The 16,346-nt window shown below is 71.3% G+C and carries 19 protein-coding genes; 15 read left to right on the top strand and 4 right to left on the bottom strand.

What is annotated here, in order from left to right:
- Positions 1-162: 162 nt before the first annotated feature.
- The 3 genes from lipA (at position 163) to IG94_RS0103245 (ending at position 2,405) form a co-directional block, all read left to right on the top strand.
- Positions 163-1,134: a lipoyl synthase gene (lipA, locus tag IG94_RS0103255; RefSeq protein ID WP_031030672.1), complete on the top strand. Its 972-nt coding sequence runs from the start codon at positions 163-165 to the stop codon at positions 1,132-1,134.
- Positions 1,135-1,405: 271 nt separating this feature from the next.
- Positions 1,406-1,621, top strand: coding sequence for an SCO2195 family GlnR-regulated protein (locus IG94_RS0103250; RefSeq protein ID WP_031030668.1), 216 nt, complete (start codon positions 1,406-1,408; stop codon positions 1,619-1,621).
- Between the two features lie 79 nt (positions 1,622-1,700).
- Complete coding sequence (locus tag IG94_RS0103245; protein ID WP_031030665.1) at positions 1,701-2,405, top strand: DUF4191 domain-containing protein; 705 nt, start codon at positions 1,701-1,703, stop codon at positions 2,403-2,405.
- A 172-nt stretch (positions 2,406-2,577) separates the two neighbouring features.
- Here IG94_RS0103245 and IG94_RS0103240 read toward each other — a convergent pair whose 3' ends face one another.
- Entirely contained in the window at positions 2,578-3,045 is a 468-nt protein-coding gene (locus IG94_RS0103240) for an RDD family protein (protein WP_031030662.1), read from the bottom strand.
- A 220-nt stretch (positions 3,046-3,265) separates the two neighbouring features.
- Between IG94_RS0103240 and glnA the strand changes: the two genes are divergently transcribed.
- On the top strand, positions 3,266-4,675 hold the full coding sequence (gene glnA, locus IG94_RS0103235; protein ID WP_031030661.1) for a type I glutamate--ammonia ligase: 1,410 nt from the start codon (positions 3,266-3,268) through the stop codon (positions 4,673-4,675).
- 159 nt (positions 4,676-4,834) lie between these two features.
- Positions 4,835-5,095 carry an SCO2583/SCO2584 N-terminal domain-containing protein gene (locus IG94_RS0103230; RefSeq protein ID WP_031030659.1) on the top strand — a complete coding sequence of 87 codons (261 nt, stop codon included), beginning with the start codon at positions 4,835-4,837 and terminating at the stop codon, positions 5,093-5,095.
- A gap of 27 nt (positions 5,096-5,122) precedes the next feature.
- On the opposite strand, the gene IG94_RS0103225 is transcribed toward IG94_RS0103230, so the two are convergent.
- Positions 5,123-5,962 carry an SDR family oxidoreductase gene (locus IG94_RS0103225; RefSeq protein WP_031030658.1) on the bottom strand — a complete coding sequence of 280 codons (840 nt, stop codon included), beginning with the start codon at positions 5,960-5,962 and terminating at the stop codon, positions 5,123-5,125.
- Positions 5,963-6,103: 141 nt separating this feature from the next.
- On the opposite strand from IG94_RS0103225, the gene IG94_RS0103220 reads away from it, so the two are divergent.
- From IG94_RS0103220 to pspAB, 3 genes are all read left to right on the top strand, one after another.
- Positions 6,104-6,475 carry a winged helix-turn-helix transcriptional regulator gene (locus IG94_RS0103220; protein ID WP_031030656.1) on the top strand — a complete coding sequence of 124 codons (372 nt, stop codon included), beginning with the start codon at positions 6,104-6,106 and terminating at the stop codon, positions 6,473-6,475.
- Between the two features lie 66 nt (positions 6,476-6,541).
- The gene (gene htpX / locus IG94_RS0103215) at positions 6,542-7,465 is read left to right on the top strand and encodes a zinc metalloprotease HtpX (RefSeq protein ID WP_031030653.1); all 924 of its coding nucleotides are present in this window, start codon (positions 6,542-6,544) and stop codon (positions 7,463-7,465) included.
- A gap of 19 nt (positions 7,466-7,484) precedes the next feature.
- A complete protein-coding gene (pspAB, locus tag IG94_RS0103210) occupies positions 7,485-8,063 on the top strand; it encodes a PspA-associated protein PspAB (RefSeq protein ID WP_031030650.1) in 579 nt (192 codons plus the stop codon).
- A gap of 94 nt (positions 8,064-8,157) precedes the next feature.
- Here pspAB and IG94_RS0103205 read toward each other — a convergent pair whose 3' ends face one another.
- Positions 8,158-8,472 (bottom strand): hypothetical protein, encoded by a 315-nt coding sequence (locus IG94_RS0103205; protein ID WP_031030645.1) that lies wholly within the window; start codon positions 8,470-8,472, stop codon positions 8,158-8,160.
- A 174-nt stretch (positions 8,473-8,646) separates the two neighbouring features.
- Here IG94_RS0103205 and IG94_RS0103200 point away from each other — a divergent pair, with 174 nt between their 5' ends.
- From IG94_RS0103200 to IG94_RS0103170, 7 genes are all read left to right on the top strand, one after another.
- A complete protein-coding gene (locus IG94_RS0103200) occupies positions 8,647-9,009 on the top strand; it encodes an arsenate reductase family protein (RefSeq protein WP_031030643.1) in 363 nt (120 codons plus the stop codon).
- Between the two features lie 60 nt (positions 9,010-9,069).
- Complete coding sequence (locus IG94_RS0103195; protein WP_031030640.1) at positions 9,070-9,729, top strand: RlpA-like double-psi beta-barrel domain-containing protein; 660 nt, start codon at positions 9,070-9,072, stop codon at positions 9,727-9,729.
- A gap of 193 nt (positions 9,730-9,922) precedes the next feature.
- Entirely contained in the window at positions 9,923-10,963 is a 1,041-nt protein-coding gene (gene glnII, locus IG94_RS0103190) for a glutamine synthetase (protein ID WP_031030637.1), read from the top strand.
- Positions 10,964-11,390: 427 nt separating this feature from the next.
- Positions 11,391-12,095, top strand: a complete 705-nt coding sequence (locus IG94_RS0103185; protein WP_031030635.1) for a winged helix-turn-helix domain-containing protein — start codon at positions 11,391-11,393, stop codon at positions 12,093-12,095.
- Between the two features lie 115 nt (positions 12,096-12,210).
- Positions 12,211-13,482, top strand: coding sequence for a sensor histidine kinase (locus IG94_RS0103180; RefSeq protein WP_031030632.1), 1,272 nt, complete (start codon positions 12,211-12,213; stop codon positions 13,480-13,482).
- A complete protein-coding gene (locus IG94_RS0103175) occupies positions 13,467-14,120 on the top strand; it encodes a LuxR C-terminal-related transcriptional regulator (RefSeq protein ID WP_031030629.1) in 654 nt (217 codons plus the stop codon). Before IG94_RS0103180 ends, IG94_RS0103175 begins: the two co-directional genes overlap by 16 nt.
- A 153-nt stretch (positions 14,121-14,273) precedes the next feature.
- A complete protein-coding gene (locus tag IG94_RS0103170) occupies positions 14,274-15,806 on the top strand; it encodes a DUF1996 domain-containing protein (protein ID WP_031030626.1) in 1,533 nt (510 codons plus the stop codon).
- Positions 15,807-15,886: 80 nt separating this feature from the next.
- Here IG94_RS0103170 and IG94_RS0103165 read toward each other — a convergent pair whose 3' ends face one another.
- Positions 15,887-16,330 carry a hypothetical protein gene (locus IG94_RS0103165; RefSeq protein WP_031030623.1) on the bottom strand — a complete coding sequence of 148 codons (444 nt, stop codon included), beginning with the start codon at positions 16,328-16,330 and terminating at the stop codon, positions 15,887-15,889.
- Positions 16,331-16,346 lie beyond the last annotated feature (16 nt).

Below are 16,346 nucleotides of genomic sequence, written 5' to 3'. Positions count from 1 at the left end.
GGGCATAGATCCAGCCCGTCCGGCGTTTCAGGACGAGGCCGTTCAGTGCGACAGCGGGGGTCTGGGGGCGGCAGCCCCCAGAGGCCCGCACCCTCGCCGGGCATTCAAATCAACGGGCGTACGCTTGAAGGCGCCGAAGAATCAAACGTTAGGGAGCCGGTCGTGTCCGCAGTCGCACCCGACGGACGCAAGATGCTGCGCCTGGAGGTCCGCAACAGCCAGACCCCCATCGAGCGCAAGCCCGAGTGGATCAAGACCCGGGCGAAAATGGGCCCCGAATACACCAAGATGCAGAACCTCGTGAAGAGCGAGGGCCTGCACACGGTCTGCCAGGAAGCCGGCTGTCCCAACATCTACGAGTGCTGGGAGGACCGCGAGGCGACCTTCCTCATCGGCGGCGACCAGTGCACCCGGCGCTGCGACTTCTGCCAGATCGACACGGGCAGGCCCGAGGCGCTCGACCGGGACGAGCCGCGCCGCGTCGGCGAGTCCGTGGTCACGATGGACCTGAACTACGCCACCATCACCGGCGTCGCCCGCGACGACCTCCCCGACGGCGGCGCCTGGCTGTACGCGGAGACGGTGCGCCAGATCCACCAGCAGACCGCCGAGCGCGAGGCCGGCCGCACCAAGGTCGAACTGCTGGCCCCCGACTTCAACGCCGTGCCGGAGCTGCTCCGGGAGGTCTTCGACTCCCGCCCCGAGGTCTTCGCGCACAACGTCGAGACGGTCCCGCGGATCTTCAAGCGCATCCGTCCCGGCTTCCGTTACGACCGCTCGCTGAAGGTCATCACCGACGCCCGCGACTACGGTCTGGTCACCAAGTCCAACCTGATCCTGGGCATGGGCGAGACCCGTGAGGAGATCAGCGAGGCGCTGCGGCAGCTGCACGGGGCCGGCTGCGAGCTGATCACCATCACGCAGTACCTGCGTCCGTCCGTGCGCCACCACCCCGTGGAGCGCTGGGTGAAGCCGCAGGAGTTCGTGGAGCTGAAGGAGGAGGCCGAGCAGATCGGCTTCTCCGGTGTGATGTCGGGTCCGCTGGTGCGCTCCTCGTACCGCGCCGGCCGGCTCTACGGGATGGCGATGGAGCAGCGCCGCACCCCGGCGCCGACCGCGCCGTCCGCCGTGTGAACTCCACCGTCAGAGTCCACCGTGTGAATTCACGCACAAGACACTACCGGCCAGTAGTGACCGGTCCCCCGCGGCCCCGACCGTCCTCGCAGCTGAGGGCACCGGTCGGGGCCGCGGGCCCGTTCCGCGGCCCGGCAGCACGGCTTCATGTCCGTTTGACCGGTGGGTCACGCCCTGGTAACACCAATCAGTGACCCTGGAATCACAGCACGTACTCCACCACGTACACCCGTCTCCGTACCCGGAGCCGTACCGAGGGGGGACCTCCACGATGCAGGCCGCACCCGCCCGCACCGCCACCGTCCGCGCCACCGCCATCCCGTCCTTCGGCACCGCACTGCGGGCCGTCGAGTCGCTGCTGATGAGCGGCGGCCAGCGCACCGCACGGCGCAATGCCTGGACCTCGGTCCTGGAGGACCGCCGCCGCGCCAAGGACCGGATCGAGACGGAGCGCGTCCTGGGCCAGTCCGCCACCGGCCGCCCCTGACCCGCTCCCGCACTCCCGCCCTCCCCGCGCCCGGGCACTGCCGTCGTCGGCGCTTTCGGGGGCACGTAGACTTCGTGCCATGGCGAGGAAGGAACCTGCAGCGGACGCTGCGAATCCCGGGCGACTGAAGCAGATCGCTCTGACCTACAAGATGACCCGCAAGGCCGACAAGAAGATCGGTCTTGTACTCGCGGGTGTCGGCATCGTCGTCTTCGGTGTCCTCCTCGCGATCGGTTTCTTGATCGGTCACCCCATCTATCTCGGCATTCTGGGCGTGCTGCTCGCCTTCCTCGCGATGGCGATCGTCTTCGGACGCCGGGCCGAGCGGGCGGCCTTCGGCCAGATGGAGGGACAGCCGGGCGCGGCAGCGGCCGTACTGGACAACATCGGCCGGGGCTGGACGACGACCCCGGCGGTGGCGATGAACCGCAGCCAGGACGTGGTGCACCGCGCGGTCGGCAAGGCCGGCATTGTGCTCGTCGCGGAGGGCAACCCGAACCGGGTGAAGTCCCTGCTCGCGGCCGAGAAGAAGAAGATGAACCGCATCGTCTCCGACGTACCCGTGCACGACCTGGTCGTGGGCACCGGCGAGGGCCAGGTCGAGCTGAAGAAGCTGCGCACGACCATGCTCAAGCTCCCCCGCGTGCTGTCGGGACCGCAGGTCACCGTGACCAACGACCGGCTGCGTGCCCTCGGCGACCTGATGAGCAACATGCCGCTGCCCAAGGGCCCGATGCCCAAGGGGATGCGCATGCCGCGGGGCGGCAACCCCAGGCAGCGCTGACCGCACCAGCACCAGCACCAGCACCAGCACCAGCACTTCGAACGCCGGACCCGGTACGGCGACGGGGGCGTCCGGGACCACCGTCGTCCCGGACGCCCCCGTCGCCGTCCTCGTATGCGCCGCCGTCACCCCGTACGCCCGGGGCCCCCGGCCCCGTGACCGCACGGACGGATCAGATCCGTACCTCCACCGTGCGCGCCAGCCGGTCGTGCAGGCCGCGCCCGTCGCGGTCCCAGATCAGGGCCGGCAGGGCGAGGCAGAGCAGGACCGAGCGCAGCAGGGCGCGCAGGGGGCTGGGGCGGCCGGTGGCCAGGTCCACCACGCGCAGGCCGAGCAGGCGCTTGCCCGGCGTGAAGCCGACCGTGCCGACCGTCAGCACGCTGAGTACGAAGAAGATCACCAGGGCCCAGTTGCCGGTCGCCTGGCCGTAGCCGTCCGTGATCAGGCCGTATGCGATCAGGAGGCACAGGGCCCAGTCGACGGCCACGGCGGCGATGCGCCTGCCCGGACGGGCGATCGAGCCCGGTCCGTCCTCGGGCAGCCCGAGCTGCTCCCCGCGGTACCCGAGGTCGGCGCCGGCCCCCTCGATGGCCGCGCGCGGCCCGGAAAGCCACGATCCGATTGCTTGCCTGTTGTCCACCCGACCACGGTACTGCGCCCGTATACGTCCCGGGGACGGCGGGGTGTGACGGTCCCCGATCGGGCCTAGGCTGGGGCGGGGACCGGTTAACTTCTGCGAAACAAACGGGTCACGCCAGAGAAATCACCCGTCCCTAGGGTCGAGGAAACGTGTGCCACCCGCACTGGCCGCACGAACGATCTACCACCCCGGCGGGACGGTCGGGAGTAGGAGGAGCTGGATGTTCCAGAACGCCGACGACGCCAAGAAGTTCATCGCGGACGAGGACGTCAAGTTCGTCGACGTCCGCTTCTGCGACCTGCCGGGCGTCATGCAGCACTTCACGTTGCCCGCCGAGGCGTTCGACCCCGACGACGAGCAGGCCTTCGACGGATCCTCGATCCGCGGCTTCCAGGCCATCCACGAGTCGGACATGTCCCTGCGCCCCGACCTGTCCACCGCGCGCATCGACCCGTTCCGCCGGGACAAGACCCTCAACATCAACTTCTTCATCCACGACCCGATCACGGGCGAGCAGTACTCCCGCGACCCGCGGAACGTGGCGAAGAAGGCCGAGGCCTACCTGGCCTCCACCGGCATCGCCGACACGGCGTTCTTCGGCCCGGAGGCCGAGTTCTACGTCTTCGACTCCGTCCGCTTCGCCACCCGCGAGAACGAGTCCTTCTACCACATCGACTCCGAGGCCGGCGCCTGGAACACCGGTGCGGTCGAGGACAACCGCGGCTACAAGGTCCGCTACAAGGGCGGTTACTTCCCGGTCCCGCCGGTCGACCACTTCGCCGACCTGCGCGCCGAGATCTCCCTGGAGCTGGACCGGTCCGGTCTGAAGGTCGAGCGCCAGCACCACGAGGTGGGCACCGCCGGCCAGGCCGAGATCAACTACAAGTTCAACACGCTGCTCGCCGCCGCGGACGACCTCCAGCTCTTCAAGTACATCGTGAAGAACGTGGCCTGGAAGAACGGCAAGACGGCGACCTTCATGCCGAAGCCGATCTTCGGTGACAACGGCTCGGGCATGCACGTGCACCAGTCGCTGTGGTCGGGCGGCGAGCCGCTCTTCTACGACGAGCAGGGCTACGCCGGCCTCTCGGACACCGCCCGCTACTACATCGGCGGCATCCTGCGCCACGCCCCGTCGCTGCTGGCCTTCACCAACCCGACGGTGAACTCCTACCACCGCCTGGTCCCGGGCTTCGAGGCGCCGATCAACCTGGTGTACTCGCAGCGCAACCGCTCCGCCGCGATGCGCATCCCGATCACCGGCTCGAACCCGAAGGCCAAGCGCGTCGAGTTCCGCGCCCCGGACTCCTCCGGCAACCCGTACCTGGCCTTCTCGGCCCTGCTCCTCGCGGGCCTGGACGGCATCAAGAACAAGATCGAGCCGGCCGAGCCGATCGACAAGGACCTCTACGAGCTGGCTCCCGAGGAGCACGCCGGCGTGGCCCAGGTCCCGACCTCCCTCGGCGCGGTCCTGGACCGCCTGGAGGCCGACCACGAGTTCCTGCTCCAGGGCGACGTCTTCACGCCGGACCTGATCGAGACGTGGATCGACTACAAGCGCACGAACGAGATCGCCCCGCTCCAGCTGCGCCCGCACCCGCACGAGTTCGAGCTGTACTTCGACGTGTGATCGACGCCTGTACCCGTCCGGCGCCCCCGTCCCCTCCTCGCGGAGGCCGGGGGCGCCGTTCGTGTATGGCTGAAAACACTTCACGGCGCGGACCCGGTGCCGGGATCATTGTGTACTGACACGGTTGTTCGAGTCAGGGGGACGGGGAGAGTGCCGGAGATGCCCGAGAGAGACGACGAGGAGCGCGAGTTCGACCTCAGGTGGGCGGACGGCGCGGAGCACAAGGAGCCCTCCGCGCGCGCCCGGATGCTGGCCGCGCGCTGGAAGGAGAACCCTCCCGGGCCGGTCCCCTTCCGCGGCGACCCCGACCACGTGGGCTTCGGGCGCCGGTCGTCGTGGGTGTCCACCGCCGTCGTGCTCGGCTGTGTGGCCGCGGTGATCGTGCTGCTCGGCTACCTCAATTTCCGGGCGCCCTACTGACCGCGGGCGGGACGACGGCGCTGCCCCCTAGCGGAACGCGTCGACGTTGCGGGCCGCCCAGTCCGCGAAGGTGCGCGGGGCGCGGCCGAGGACGCGCTCGATGTCCGGGCTGACCCGCTGCTCGGCCGGGCTCGGGGAGCCGAGGATGTCCAGCGTGTCGTCGGCCAGCTCGGCCGGCATGGCCCGGCTCATGCCGTCTCTGGCCTCCTCGAGGGTGAGCTCGTGGAAGTCCACGGGCGAGCCGAGCGCGGCGGCGAGGGCCTCCGTCTGCCCGCGCGGAGTGATCACCTCCGGGCCGGTCAGCTCGTACGCGCCGCCGGTGTGCCGGTCCTCCAGCAGGCAGGCCGCCGCCACCGCGGCGATGTCCGCCGGGTCGACCACCGGCACCCCGGTGTCGCCGAAGGGGGCGGCGACGACCCTCCGCGTGCGGACGGACTCGGCCCACCACAGGGCGTTGGAGGCGAAGCCGCCCGGCCGCAGGACGGCCCACTCCAGGCCGGACTCCCGCACGGTGTCCTCCAGTGCGCGCATCGCCACCCGCGTGGTCCCGAACGGCCTGGTCACCACGCCGAGCGTGGAGAGCAGGACGACGCGGCGCACCCCGCGGTCCACGGCTTCGCCGACGATGTCGGCGGGGTTGGCCCCGGTGGCGTGCAGGTCGCCGGAGAGCAGCAGGAACAGGGACTTCGCGCCGGCCAGCGCGGGCCCCAGACCGGCCGGTTCGGCCAGGTCGGCCACCACGTGGCGGACGCCCTCCGGCACCGCCGCCGGGTGCCGCGACACCGCCGTCACCTGCTCGCCCGCCTCGGCCAGCGCCCGCGTCAGCGGCCGGCCGATGTTTCCGGTGGCCCCGGTCACCACGATCATGAACAGCTCCTCGTCGTACGTCTGGTGGGACTCGTGAGAGTCGGTTCTCCGACTCGTGGGAGTCGGTTCTCCTCTGACGCCTGAACGGTAGGAGCAGGGGCTAACGATGAGTAAGGGCATACCTCTGGGTAAGCTCATGACATGACGGAAGGTCTCCAGCGCAGCCGGGTCGAGCCGGGCGAGCGCTATGACGTGTTTCACACCGACTGCGCCGCACGCGACGTGGTCGACCACGTGACCAGCCGGTGGGGCGTCTGGGTGCTGATCTCGCTGCGCCGCAACGACCTGCGGTTCTACGAGCTGCGCGAGAGCATCCGGGGCATCAGCGAGAAGATGCTCGCCCAGACCCTGCGTGCCCTGGTCGAGGACGGTCTGGTCTGGCGGGAGGTCGAGCCCGCGACGCCGCCCCGGGTGACCTACGGGCTGACCGGCTTCGGCCGGGACATCGGCGAGCCGCTGACGGAGCTGTTCGACCGGATCACGCGTCGGCTGGCACCACCCGGCGCCGGATAGCCGGGGCGCGGGCCCCCGGGTGCACACTGGACAGCGGGACGAGTGCTCGACTGTGAGGTGATGCAGATGCGGAGCCGCTTCCGCAGCGACCGGCGGTTGACCGTACGCATGGGGATCACGCTGTTCCTGCTCGGCCTGCTGTACGTCGGCTTCGTCGCCGCGCTCGTCGCGGTGCTGAAGTCCTGGGTGCTGGTCGTGGTGATCGTGGCGGCGGTGCTCGGGGCGCAGTACTGGTTCTCCGACCGCATCGCGCTGTTCGCGATGCGCGGCCGGGCCGTGGAACGGGACGAGTATCCCGAGCTGCACGGGGTGGTGGACCGGCTGGCGGCGATGGCCGACATGCCGAAGCCGGTGGTCGCGGTGTCGGAGATGGAGATGCCGAACGCGTTCGCGACCGGCCGGAACCCCGACCACGCGGTGGTCTGCGTCACCACCGGACTGCTGCGGCGGCTGGAGCCGGCCGAACTGGAGGGCGTGCTCGCGCACGAGCTGTCGCACGTGGCGCACAAGGACGTGGCGGTGATCACGGTGGCGTCCTTCCTGGGCGTACTCGCCGGTCTGATCGTGCGCTTCGCCTTCTACTCGCAGCTCTTCGGCGGCCGGCGGGACCAGAACACCATGGCCGTCCTCGCGGTCGTGATGGGCGTCTCGGCGGCCGTCTACGCGCTCAGTTTCCTGCTCATCCGGGCCCTGTCCCGGTACCGGGAGCTGGCGGCCGACCGCGCCGCCGCGCTGCTCACCGGGCGTCCCTCGGCCCTGGCTGCCGCGCTCACCAAGGTCACCGGCGACATCGCCCGCATCCCGACCAAGGATCTGCGCACGGCCCAGGCCTTCAACGCCTTCTACTTCACCCCCGCCTTCGGCAGCGAACCCGGCATCAGCCGGTTCTTCGCCACCCACCCCAGTCTGGAGCAGCGGCTCGACCAACTGGGCCGGATCTCCGCCGAGCTGGGCGAGGCGACGGCGCCCGGCGCACCGGGCAAGGGCTGAGGGCCGGGAGGGGACGGACATGGGGCTGCTGGACATCCTGCTCGGCCGGTCCAGGCCGGTGGGGCCCGACCTCGACCGGCTCTTCGCGCTGCCCTCGGCCGCGGTGAGCCTGGAGGCCGCGGCCTCCTTCACGCCGACCGGGCAGGGCGCGGTGTGCTTCGCCACGGTCGAGGGCGCCGCCTTCGAGCGGACGCACCACGAGATCCACGCCCTGCTGGACGCGGACGCGGGCCGCAGCCCGGTGGAGCTGAGCCGCGACTCCTACGGCTACTCCTGGCTCGTCTCCCACCGCTCCCCCGGCGAACTGCCGCTCCTGGTGAACGACCTGCACGCGGTGAACAGCACCCTGGAGTCGGGCGGCTTCGGCCCGCGGCTGCTCTGCTCCCTGGCCGGTTTCACGGACGCCGAAGGGCGCCGCCTCGCGCTGGTCTACCTCTACAAACGCGGCACCTTCTACCCCTTCGCCCCCCTGTCCGGCGACCGGCGGCAGCGGGACAACGCGCTGGAGCTGCGGGTCCGGGCCGTACTCGCCGACGAACTGCCGGTGGAGGACGACCTGGGCCGCTGGTTCCCGCTCTGGGGCGCCCCGGGGCTATGACCAGGCCTCGGCCTCGAACGCCGGACGCCAGCCCCCGGACGACGGCGACACGGACGCAGGGCACCGCATCACACACGGCACCCTGCGCCCCCGCTCACCGCGAGTACCGCATCAGCGCCCGCACCATGTGGCACGTCGTGTCGGACGGCGGGTGAACGCCGACGGCCAGCGCGGCGCTCCGTATCCTCTCGTTGCGCGCCTGACTCGGCAGGTAGACGCCGGAGTCGAGCAGGGCGATGGCGAGGCGCATCGCCTTGAGCCGGCGGTTGTGCGTGACGTACCACTCGCGGGGACGGCCCGCGGGCAGCGGGCGCTTCGGCACGGGTTCGTACGGCAGGTCGAGCTGGACGGGCCGCTTGGCGGTGGACTGGGTGGGCAGCGGCTTCGGCTTCAGTGCGGCAGCGGGCACGGGCATCCTCCTGTCGCGGTCAGGGCGCCGTCCGGACCTCCCGGCGACACCCTCGAACACTGCTTCTATTTTACCGCCCCCCACTGACAAAAGCCCCTGGCCACAAGGGCTTTCGGGGCCGCTGTGACGCACGTGGCGAACGAGTTTCCGGACCCTCCGGCTACCGTGTGCGGCATGGAGATCTGGATCAATCCGGCCTGTTCGAAGTGCCGCAGCGCGATCGGTCTGCTCGACGCCGCGGGTGCCGAGTACACCGTCCGCCGCTACCTGGAGGACGTGCCGAGCGCGGACGAGATCCGAGGGGTGCTCGCCCGCCTCGGCCTCGAACCGTGGGACATCACCCGCACCCGGGAGGCCGCCGCCGAGGAACTGGGCCTGAAGGACTGGCCGCGGGACGAGGCCTCGCGCGACCGCTGGGTCACGGCGCTCGCGGAGCACCCGAGGCTGATCCAGCGCCCGATCATCACCGCGGACGACGGTACGGCCGTCGTGGGCCGCACCGACGAGGCGGTGCGAGACGCCCTGTCTCGTGAGTAACTTCGCCCGGCATCCCGTACCTGGCGGCGTACGCAGCCCCCACCTCGTCAGGAGGCGCGCATGTCGCGCAGGAGAACTCTCGGCACGAAGAAGAAGCTCGCCCTGCTGGCCGGCGCCGCGGCGGTGGCCGGCGGCGGGGCCTTCGTGGCGGCGAACGCCTCGAACGCCGCGCAGACCGCCCCGGGCGCGCAGACCAGGGCCGCCGGTGACTCCACCGTCTGTCAGGGGCTGGCCACCGCGCTCGGCAACAACCTGCGCTTCATCGACGGCCAGCGGGCCGATCCGGACGCGCAGTCCGAGGCGCGGATCGCCAACCGCGAGGCGGTCGTCGCGGAGATCGAGCGCAAGCAGGAGGCGTCCGGGTGCGCGGCCGGGGAGTCGGCCCCGGCACCCGGGTCCGCCCCGCCCCCGCAGTCGCCACCGGCCTCGCAGCCCGCGCAGACGTCGCAGCCCGCGCAGCCCCCGCAGGCCGGTGAGCAGGTGTGCACCGGCTCCACCGTGACCCTCTCCGGCGAGGGCGGCGCGCCCGCCGCCTCCAGCAACCAGTTCCCGGTGGGCACCACACTCAGGGTGACCAACCTCGACAACGGCAAGTCCACGACGGTGACGGTCGACTCGGTCTCGGGCAGCTGCGCGCTGCTGAACGACGCTGCGTTCGAAGAGGTCCGCGAGGACGGCAAGTTCCTGATCCGCCGGGCACTGATCGAGAAGGTCGGGTGAGGCCCGGTCTCCCGGACGCACCGTGACAGGGGCCACAACCACTCCGGGTAACACGGGGTTCATACCCGGGCAACGGTCGGGAAACTGCCTGTTGACACGCTGCACGGCAGTAGCCGCGGCACTCCTGCCGCGCCGCTCCCAGCGCCGCAGCACCCGCAAGTGCGCCCGGACCCACCCGAAGGATGTGGCCCCCGTGACCTTCAAGGCCGAGTACATCTGGATCGACGGCACCGAGCCGACGGCCAAGCTCCGTTCCAAGACGAAGATCATCACGGACGCTCCCGCCGGTCTCGGCGCCCTGCCGGTCTGGGGCTTCGACGGCTCCTCCACCAACCAGGCCGAGGGCAGCTCCTCGGACTGCGTGCTCAAGCCGGTCTTCTCCTGCCCCGACCCGATCCGCGGCGGCGACGACGTCCTGGTGCTGTGCGAGGTCCTGGACACGGACCTGGTCCCGCACCCGAGCAACACCCGCGCCGCGCTGGCCGAGACGGCCGAGCGCTTCGCCGCGCAGGAGCCGGTCTTCGGCATCGAGCAGGAGTACACCTTCTTCAAGGGCGCCCGCCCGCTCGGCTTCCCCGAGGGCGGCTTCCCGGCCGCGCAGGGCGGCTACTACTGCGGCGTCGGCTCGGACGAGATCTTCGGCCGCGACGTCGTCGAGGCGCACCTGGAGAACTGCCTCGGGGCCGGCCTCGGCATCTCCGGCATCAACGCCGAGGTCATGCCCGGCCAGTGGGAGTTCCAGGTCGGCCCGCTCCCGCCGCTGGAGGTCTCCGACCAGCTCTGGATCGCCCGCTGGCTGCTCTACCGCACCGCCGAGGACTTCGGCGTCTCGGCCACCCTCGACCCCAAGCCGGTCAAGGGCGACTGGAACGGCGCGGGCGCGCACACCAACTTCTCCACCAAGGCGATGCGCGAGGGGCCCGAGGGGTACGCCGCGGTCGTCACCGCCGCCGAGTCGCTCGGTGAGGGCTCCAAGCCGCTCGACCACGTCAAGAACTACGGCGCCGGCATCGACGACCGCCTCACCGGCCTGCACGAGACCGCCCCGTGGAACGAGTACTCCTACGGCGTCTCCGACCGCGGCGCCTCGGTGCGCATCCCGTGGCAGGTCGAGAAGGACGGCAAGGGCTACCTGGAGGACCGCCGCCCCAACGCCAACGTCGACCCGTACGTCGTGACCCGCCTCCTCGTCGACACCTGCTGCACGGCGCTGGAGAAGGCCGACCGGATCTGACCCGGCCCCGCCCGCTCCCCGGGGGCGTCCGCCGTCACGACGTGTTCACGACGCGTCACGACGGCGGGCGCCCCCTTCGCGCTGCCGCGGGGTCCGGCCGGACCCGCTGATTTGCGCCAGTCGGCGTCCACGCAGTGAGAGGGCCCTCCTGTCCCGCGCCGCCGTCTGCTTCAATGGGCCCATGGCCAGTTTCCGGAAGTACGCAGCGACGGGTCGCCATGACCTGGAGCCGTTCTGGCCTTCCCGTCAGCACGACGACTTCGACCGGGTGTGTTGCCGCGCGACGATCGCGCCGGCCCGCTAGAAAGCCGTACACCCCAGGCCTTCGGCCGGTGCGCACGACGTACGTCCCCGCGACGCGCCCGACCACGAACTCGCGCCCGTCGCCCCTCCCGACGAACCTCTCGCGCGAAAGAGCTGACGACTCATGGCGACCACCCGTTCCCTGTCCACCGTCCCCCTCGACGCCCCCGCCCCCGCCACGGCCCTCCCCGGCTCCGGCGCTCCCCGGCACCGGCTGCGCGCCGTCGACCGGTACGAGGTGGTGGACGTCACGGACCTGCTGCCGCCGGGCGCCACCTGGCTGCCCGCTCCCCCGCACACCCTGCCCTCCCTGCCGGGCCGCCCGCCGATGGTCGGCTACCTGGTGCTCGTGCCGGCCGACCAGCAGCCGCCGTTCGCGCCGGTCGGTGTGCCCGCGGCACCGTCCGCCGGGCCCGCCGGCGACGAGGCGGACCTGCCGGGCGTCCCGGACCACCGGGACGCCCGGGGCCACCGGCACTCCCCCGCCCCCGGGAGCGTGCGGGATCCGCTGGGCACCGCACCCGCAGGTCCCGCCGACCAGCTCGTCCGGATCGACGCCGCGCGGCGCACCGCCGCCGTCGACGGACGCGAACTCGACCTCACCTACCTGGAGTTCGAGCTCCTCGCCCACCTGGTGACGCACCCGCACCGGGTGCACACCCGCGACCAGCTGGTCACCACGGTGTGGGGCTACGGGCACGTGGGCGACGGACGCACCGTCGACGTGCACGTGGCCCGGCTGCGCCGCAAGCTCGGCACGGAGCACCGGCAGACGATCCAGACCGTCCGCCGCGTCGGCTACAAGTACACGCCGCCCACGGGGCGCTGAGCCCGCGGCGGGACGCGGGGCCGGACCCACCGGGCCGGGGTGTACCTGACACCACCCCCCGACCGGGGTGCCCGGCCCCGTGTCCCGCCGCGCCACCTGCGCGAGACTGTCCGCCATGGACATCGAGACGAAGAGCGGGACCGCGACACTCGGGACACGGGCACGGGACGTGGCAGTGGCGGCCGTACGGGGACTGGCCCTGGCGTTCGTCTCCCTGCCCGTCGCCGTGCTGTGCTTCTGCCTGACCCTCGTCTCCGTCGCCCTCGTCCCGATCGGTGTCGGCATCGTCACCACGCCGTGGGTGCTCACCGGCGTACGGGCGTTCGCCGACCGCCGGCGACTGCTCGCCGCCCGGTGGGGCGGGGTGCGGATACCGCGGACGTACCGGCCGCTGCCCGCGGACGCCAATCCGTGGACGCGCACCTTCGGCATGCTCGGCGACCCGGCGACCTGGCGGGACTTCCGCTGGCTGCCGGTCGACATGACGGCGGGCTTCGTCACCGCCGTGCTGACCTTCGCGCTGCCGCTGTACGCCGTGGAGGGCTTCGCCATCGCCCTCGGCCTGTGGCGGGCCCTGCCCGACGGGTACTGGTACGGCTTCGTCCACGTCACCGGCCAGCTCTCCGCCCTCTTCGCCGCCGTCCTGGGCGCCGTACTGCTCGTCTGCTCCCTCGGGCTCACCCCGCTGCTGCTGCGCGCCCACTTCGCCCTGACCGGCGCGGTGCTCGGCGGCGGCCAGGAGGAACTGGCCGAGCGGGTGCGGGTCCTGACCGAGACCCGCCGCGACGCCGTCGACACCTCCGCGGCGGAGCTGCGCCGCATCGAGCGCGACCTGCACGACGGGGCGCAGGCCCGGCTGGTCGCCATGGGCATGGACCTGGGCACCATCGAGGCCCTGCTGGAGAAGAACCCGGCGAAGGCGAAGGAACTGCTCGCGCAGGCCCGCCAGTCCTCGGCCGACGCCCTGACCGAGCTGCGCGACCTGGTCCGCGGCATCCACCCGCCGGTGCTCGCCGAACGCGGTCTCGGCGACGCCGTCCGCGCCCTGGCGCTGCGGCTGCCGCTGGCGGTCGAGGTGAACGTGGACCTGCCGGGCCGCGCCGACGCGCCCGTGGAGTCGGCCGGGTACTTCGCGGTCAGCGAGGTCCTCACCAACGCCGTGAAGCACTCCGGCGCCGACCGCGTCTGGGTCGACATGGACCACGAGGACGGCCGGCTGCGCGTCACCGTCACCGACGACGGCAAGGGCGGCGCGGCCATCGGTGCGGGGTCGGGCCTGACCGGCGTGGAACGGCGACTGGGTACATTCGACGGCGTCCTGGCCGTCAGCTCTCCCGCGGGCGGTCCCACCATGGTCACCATGGAGATCCCTTGCGCGTTGTCCTAGCCGAAGACCTGTTCCTGCTGCGCGACGGGCTCGTCCGGCTTCTGGAGGCCCACGACTTCGAGATCGCCGCGGCGGTCGAGACCGGCCCGGAGCTGTCCCGGGCCCTGGCCGAACTGGAGCCGGACGTCGCGGTGGTCGACGTCCGGCTGCCGCCCACCCTCACCGACGAGGGGCTGCAGTGCGCGCTGGAGGCCCGGCGCAACCGGCCGGGCCTGCCGGTGCTGGTCCTGTCGCAGCACGTGGAGCAGTTGTACGCCCGCGAGCTGCTGGCCGACGGCACCGGCGGGGTGGGGTACCTGCTCAAGGACCGGGTGTTCGACGCGGAGCAGTTCGTCGACGCCGTGCAGCGCGTGGCGGCGGGCGGTACGGCGATGGACCCGCAGGTCATCCAGCAACTGCTCAGCCGGCGTGCGGCCGAGGACCAGCCGCTGGAGCGGCTGACGCCCCGGGAGCTGGAGGTGCTGGAGCTGATGGCGCAGGGCCGGACCAACGCGGCGATCGCCGCCCGGCTCGTCGTCACGGAGCGGGCGATCGCGAAACACACCGCGAACATCTTCGCCAAGCTGACCCTGGAGGTTTCGGACGACGACAACCGCCGTGTACTGGCGGTTCTGGCCTATCTGGACCGCGGCCGCTGACCGTCCCACCGGTCCCGTGCGTCCCCGCGGACCCGGCAATCTCCGTGACGGGTGAACACCTCCGAGGCGGCTTCCGTATGGATGGGAGCCGCTTCACTCCTGTCGGGCGCCCTCGATGCCCCGAAAGCCCCGCAAGGAAGTCAGAGGAGTTCCATGGGACGCAACACAAGAAAACGCCGTTCGCCGCTGGCCACCAAGGTCGTCGCCGGGGCGGCGGCCCTGGCGGTCGGCGGGGGCGGGCTGGTCTGGGCCAACTTCTACGCCTCGGCGCACGAGTCGGACTCGTCGCACCACCGGACCAGGTCCGCGGGTGCGCAGGTCGCCACGATCCAGTGCCCGGACGTCGGCCAGGAACTGCGGAACGTGCCGCGGGGAGCACGGTCCGGGGTCGACAAGGAACTGGCGAGGCTCGACGAGCAGATCACCGAGGCGTACGCCCGCCTCGCCTCGACGCGCCAGGCGCAGTCGGGCGACTCGAGCTACGTGCAGAACGCGATCCTCGGCCCGCTGAAGTCGAAGCGGACCGCGGCTCTGGACCGGATCGGGATCAACATCCGGCGGGGCGGCGGCGACGCCCCCGGCGGACTCGACCGCTTCGCCGAGTGCCGCGGCATGGGCGCCGACCAGCCGGGCAACGGCGACGGTCAGGACGACCAGAACGGCGACGGCGGCCAGGACCAGGACAACGGTCAGGGTCAGGACGGCGGCCAGGACGGCGGTCAGGACGACGGCCAGAACCAGGGAGACAACGGCAACGGAGCCGCAGGCCCCTTCGCCGACGACTTCGTCGACATCAACGACGTGCAGCCGAACTCCAGGGATCTGGAGAACGGGTTGGCAGCCAACGGTGACGGAGGCTCCACCGGCTCCTTCACCGCGGTCTGCGGTGTGAACGAGGACAACCTGTTCAACAGTGACAACCTGATCGTGGCCCCGGGCGTCGACAACGGCGCGCACCACACGCACGACTACGTCGGCAACCAGAACAACAACGCCTTCTCCAGCGACGACGACCTCGCGGGTGCGGACACCTCGTGCCAGAACCAGGGCGACAAGTCCACCTACTACTGGCCGGTGCTGCGGCTCCAGGACGGTACGCAGGAGTTCGACGCGAACGACCTGGGTGGTGGTGCCGAGGGCAACGTCGGCAAGATCCTCAAGGCCGCGGAGGCGGAGATCAAGTTCGTGGGGAACCAGCAGAGCGACGTCGTCGCGATGCCGAAGTTCCTGCGGATCATCACCGGTGACGCCAAGGCCTTCACCAACGGCGTCGCCAACGCCAACAGCTCCTTCAGCTGCACCGGTTTCGAGGACCGGCAGGTGACCGACAAGTACGTACTCTGCCCCGAGGGCAGCCAGGTCGTACGCACGTCCAACTTCCAGAGCTGCTGGGACGGACAGAACATCGACAGTGCCAACCACCGCGACCACGTCGCCTTCGTCCAGGGCGACGGCAGCTGCGCGAACGGCTTCCAGGCCATTCCCCAGCTTCAGGTGCGCCTGGTGTACGACGTGCCGGCCCCGACGGTCGAGAACGGCCAGGTGCAGAACCCGTACGCGGTCGACGGCTTCCCGGAGCAGCTGCACAAGCCGATCACCGATCACAACGACTTCATCAACGTCATGGACGAGAACCTGATGAACGAGGTGGTCGACTGCATCAACGGCGGCGAGGACTGCCAGTAGCCCAGGAGGAACGGGCCAGGAGGAACGAGCAGGGGCCGGTGGCGGTGCATCCGCCACCGGCCCCCTTCGCGTCGCCGCCGTCAGCCGCCGTGTCCGGTGTGTTCGCCGTGCCCGGCCGAACCCCCGCCGCCACCGTGCTGCACGCCCTGCTCCAGGTTCCCGCCGAGCCGGCCGCGCAGGTCGGCCACCACGTCCTCGTGGCCGACCGCGACCCACTTGCGGCCGACGAGGTAGTAACCCCCGTAGTCCTTCGCGGTGTTGATCCACTCGCGCTGGCCCCGGTCGGTGGAGAAGGTGGCCAGGACGTACTTCTCGTCGCCCTTCTCGCAGATCGCCTGCCGGATGGTGTCGGCGTCGGTCTGCATGTTCGGGGCGGTGCACTTCGCCTCGGCCGCCAGGTGTTCGAGGCTGCCGGTCACGGTCTCGGGCACGGCGTCCCCGCCGCCCCCACCGCCTCCGCAGCCCGTCAGCGCCACTGCCGCCACCAGGGCGGCGGGCGCGAGCATCGGTCGGGTCAGCCTCATCTGTTCCTCCGGTCGG

The sequence above is a fragment of the Streptomyces olivaceus genome, from assembly GCF_000721235.1.
Classification (GTDB): Bacteria; Actinomycetota; Actinomycetes; order Streptomycetales; family Streptomycetaceae; genus Streptomyces; species Streptomyces olivaceus.
The sequence above is the reverse complement of the archived record's forward strand: the minus strand, read 5'-3'. Positions and strand labels throughout refer to the sequence as shown.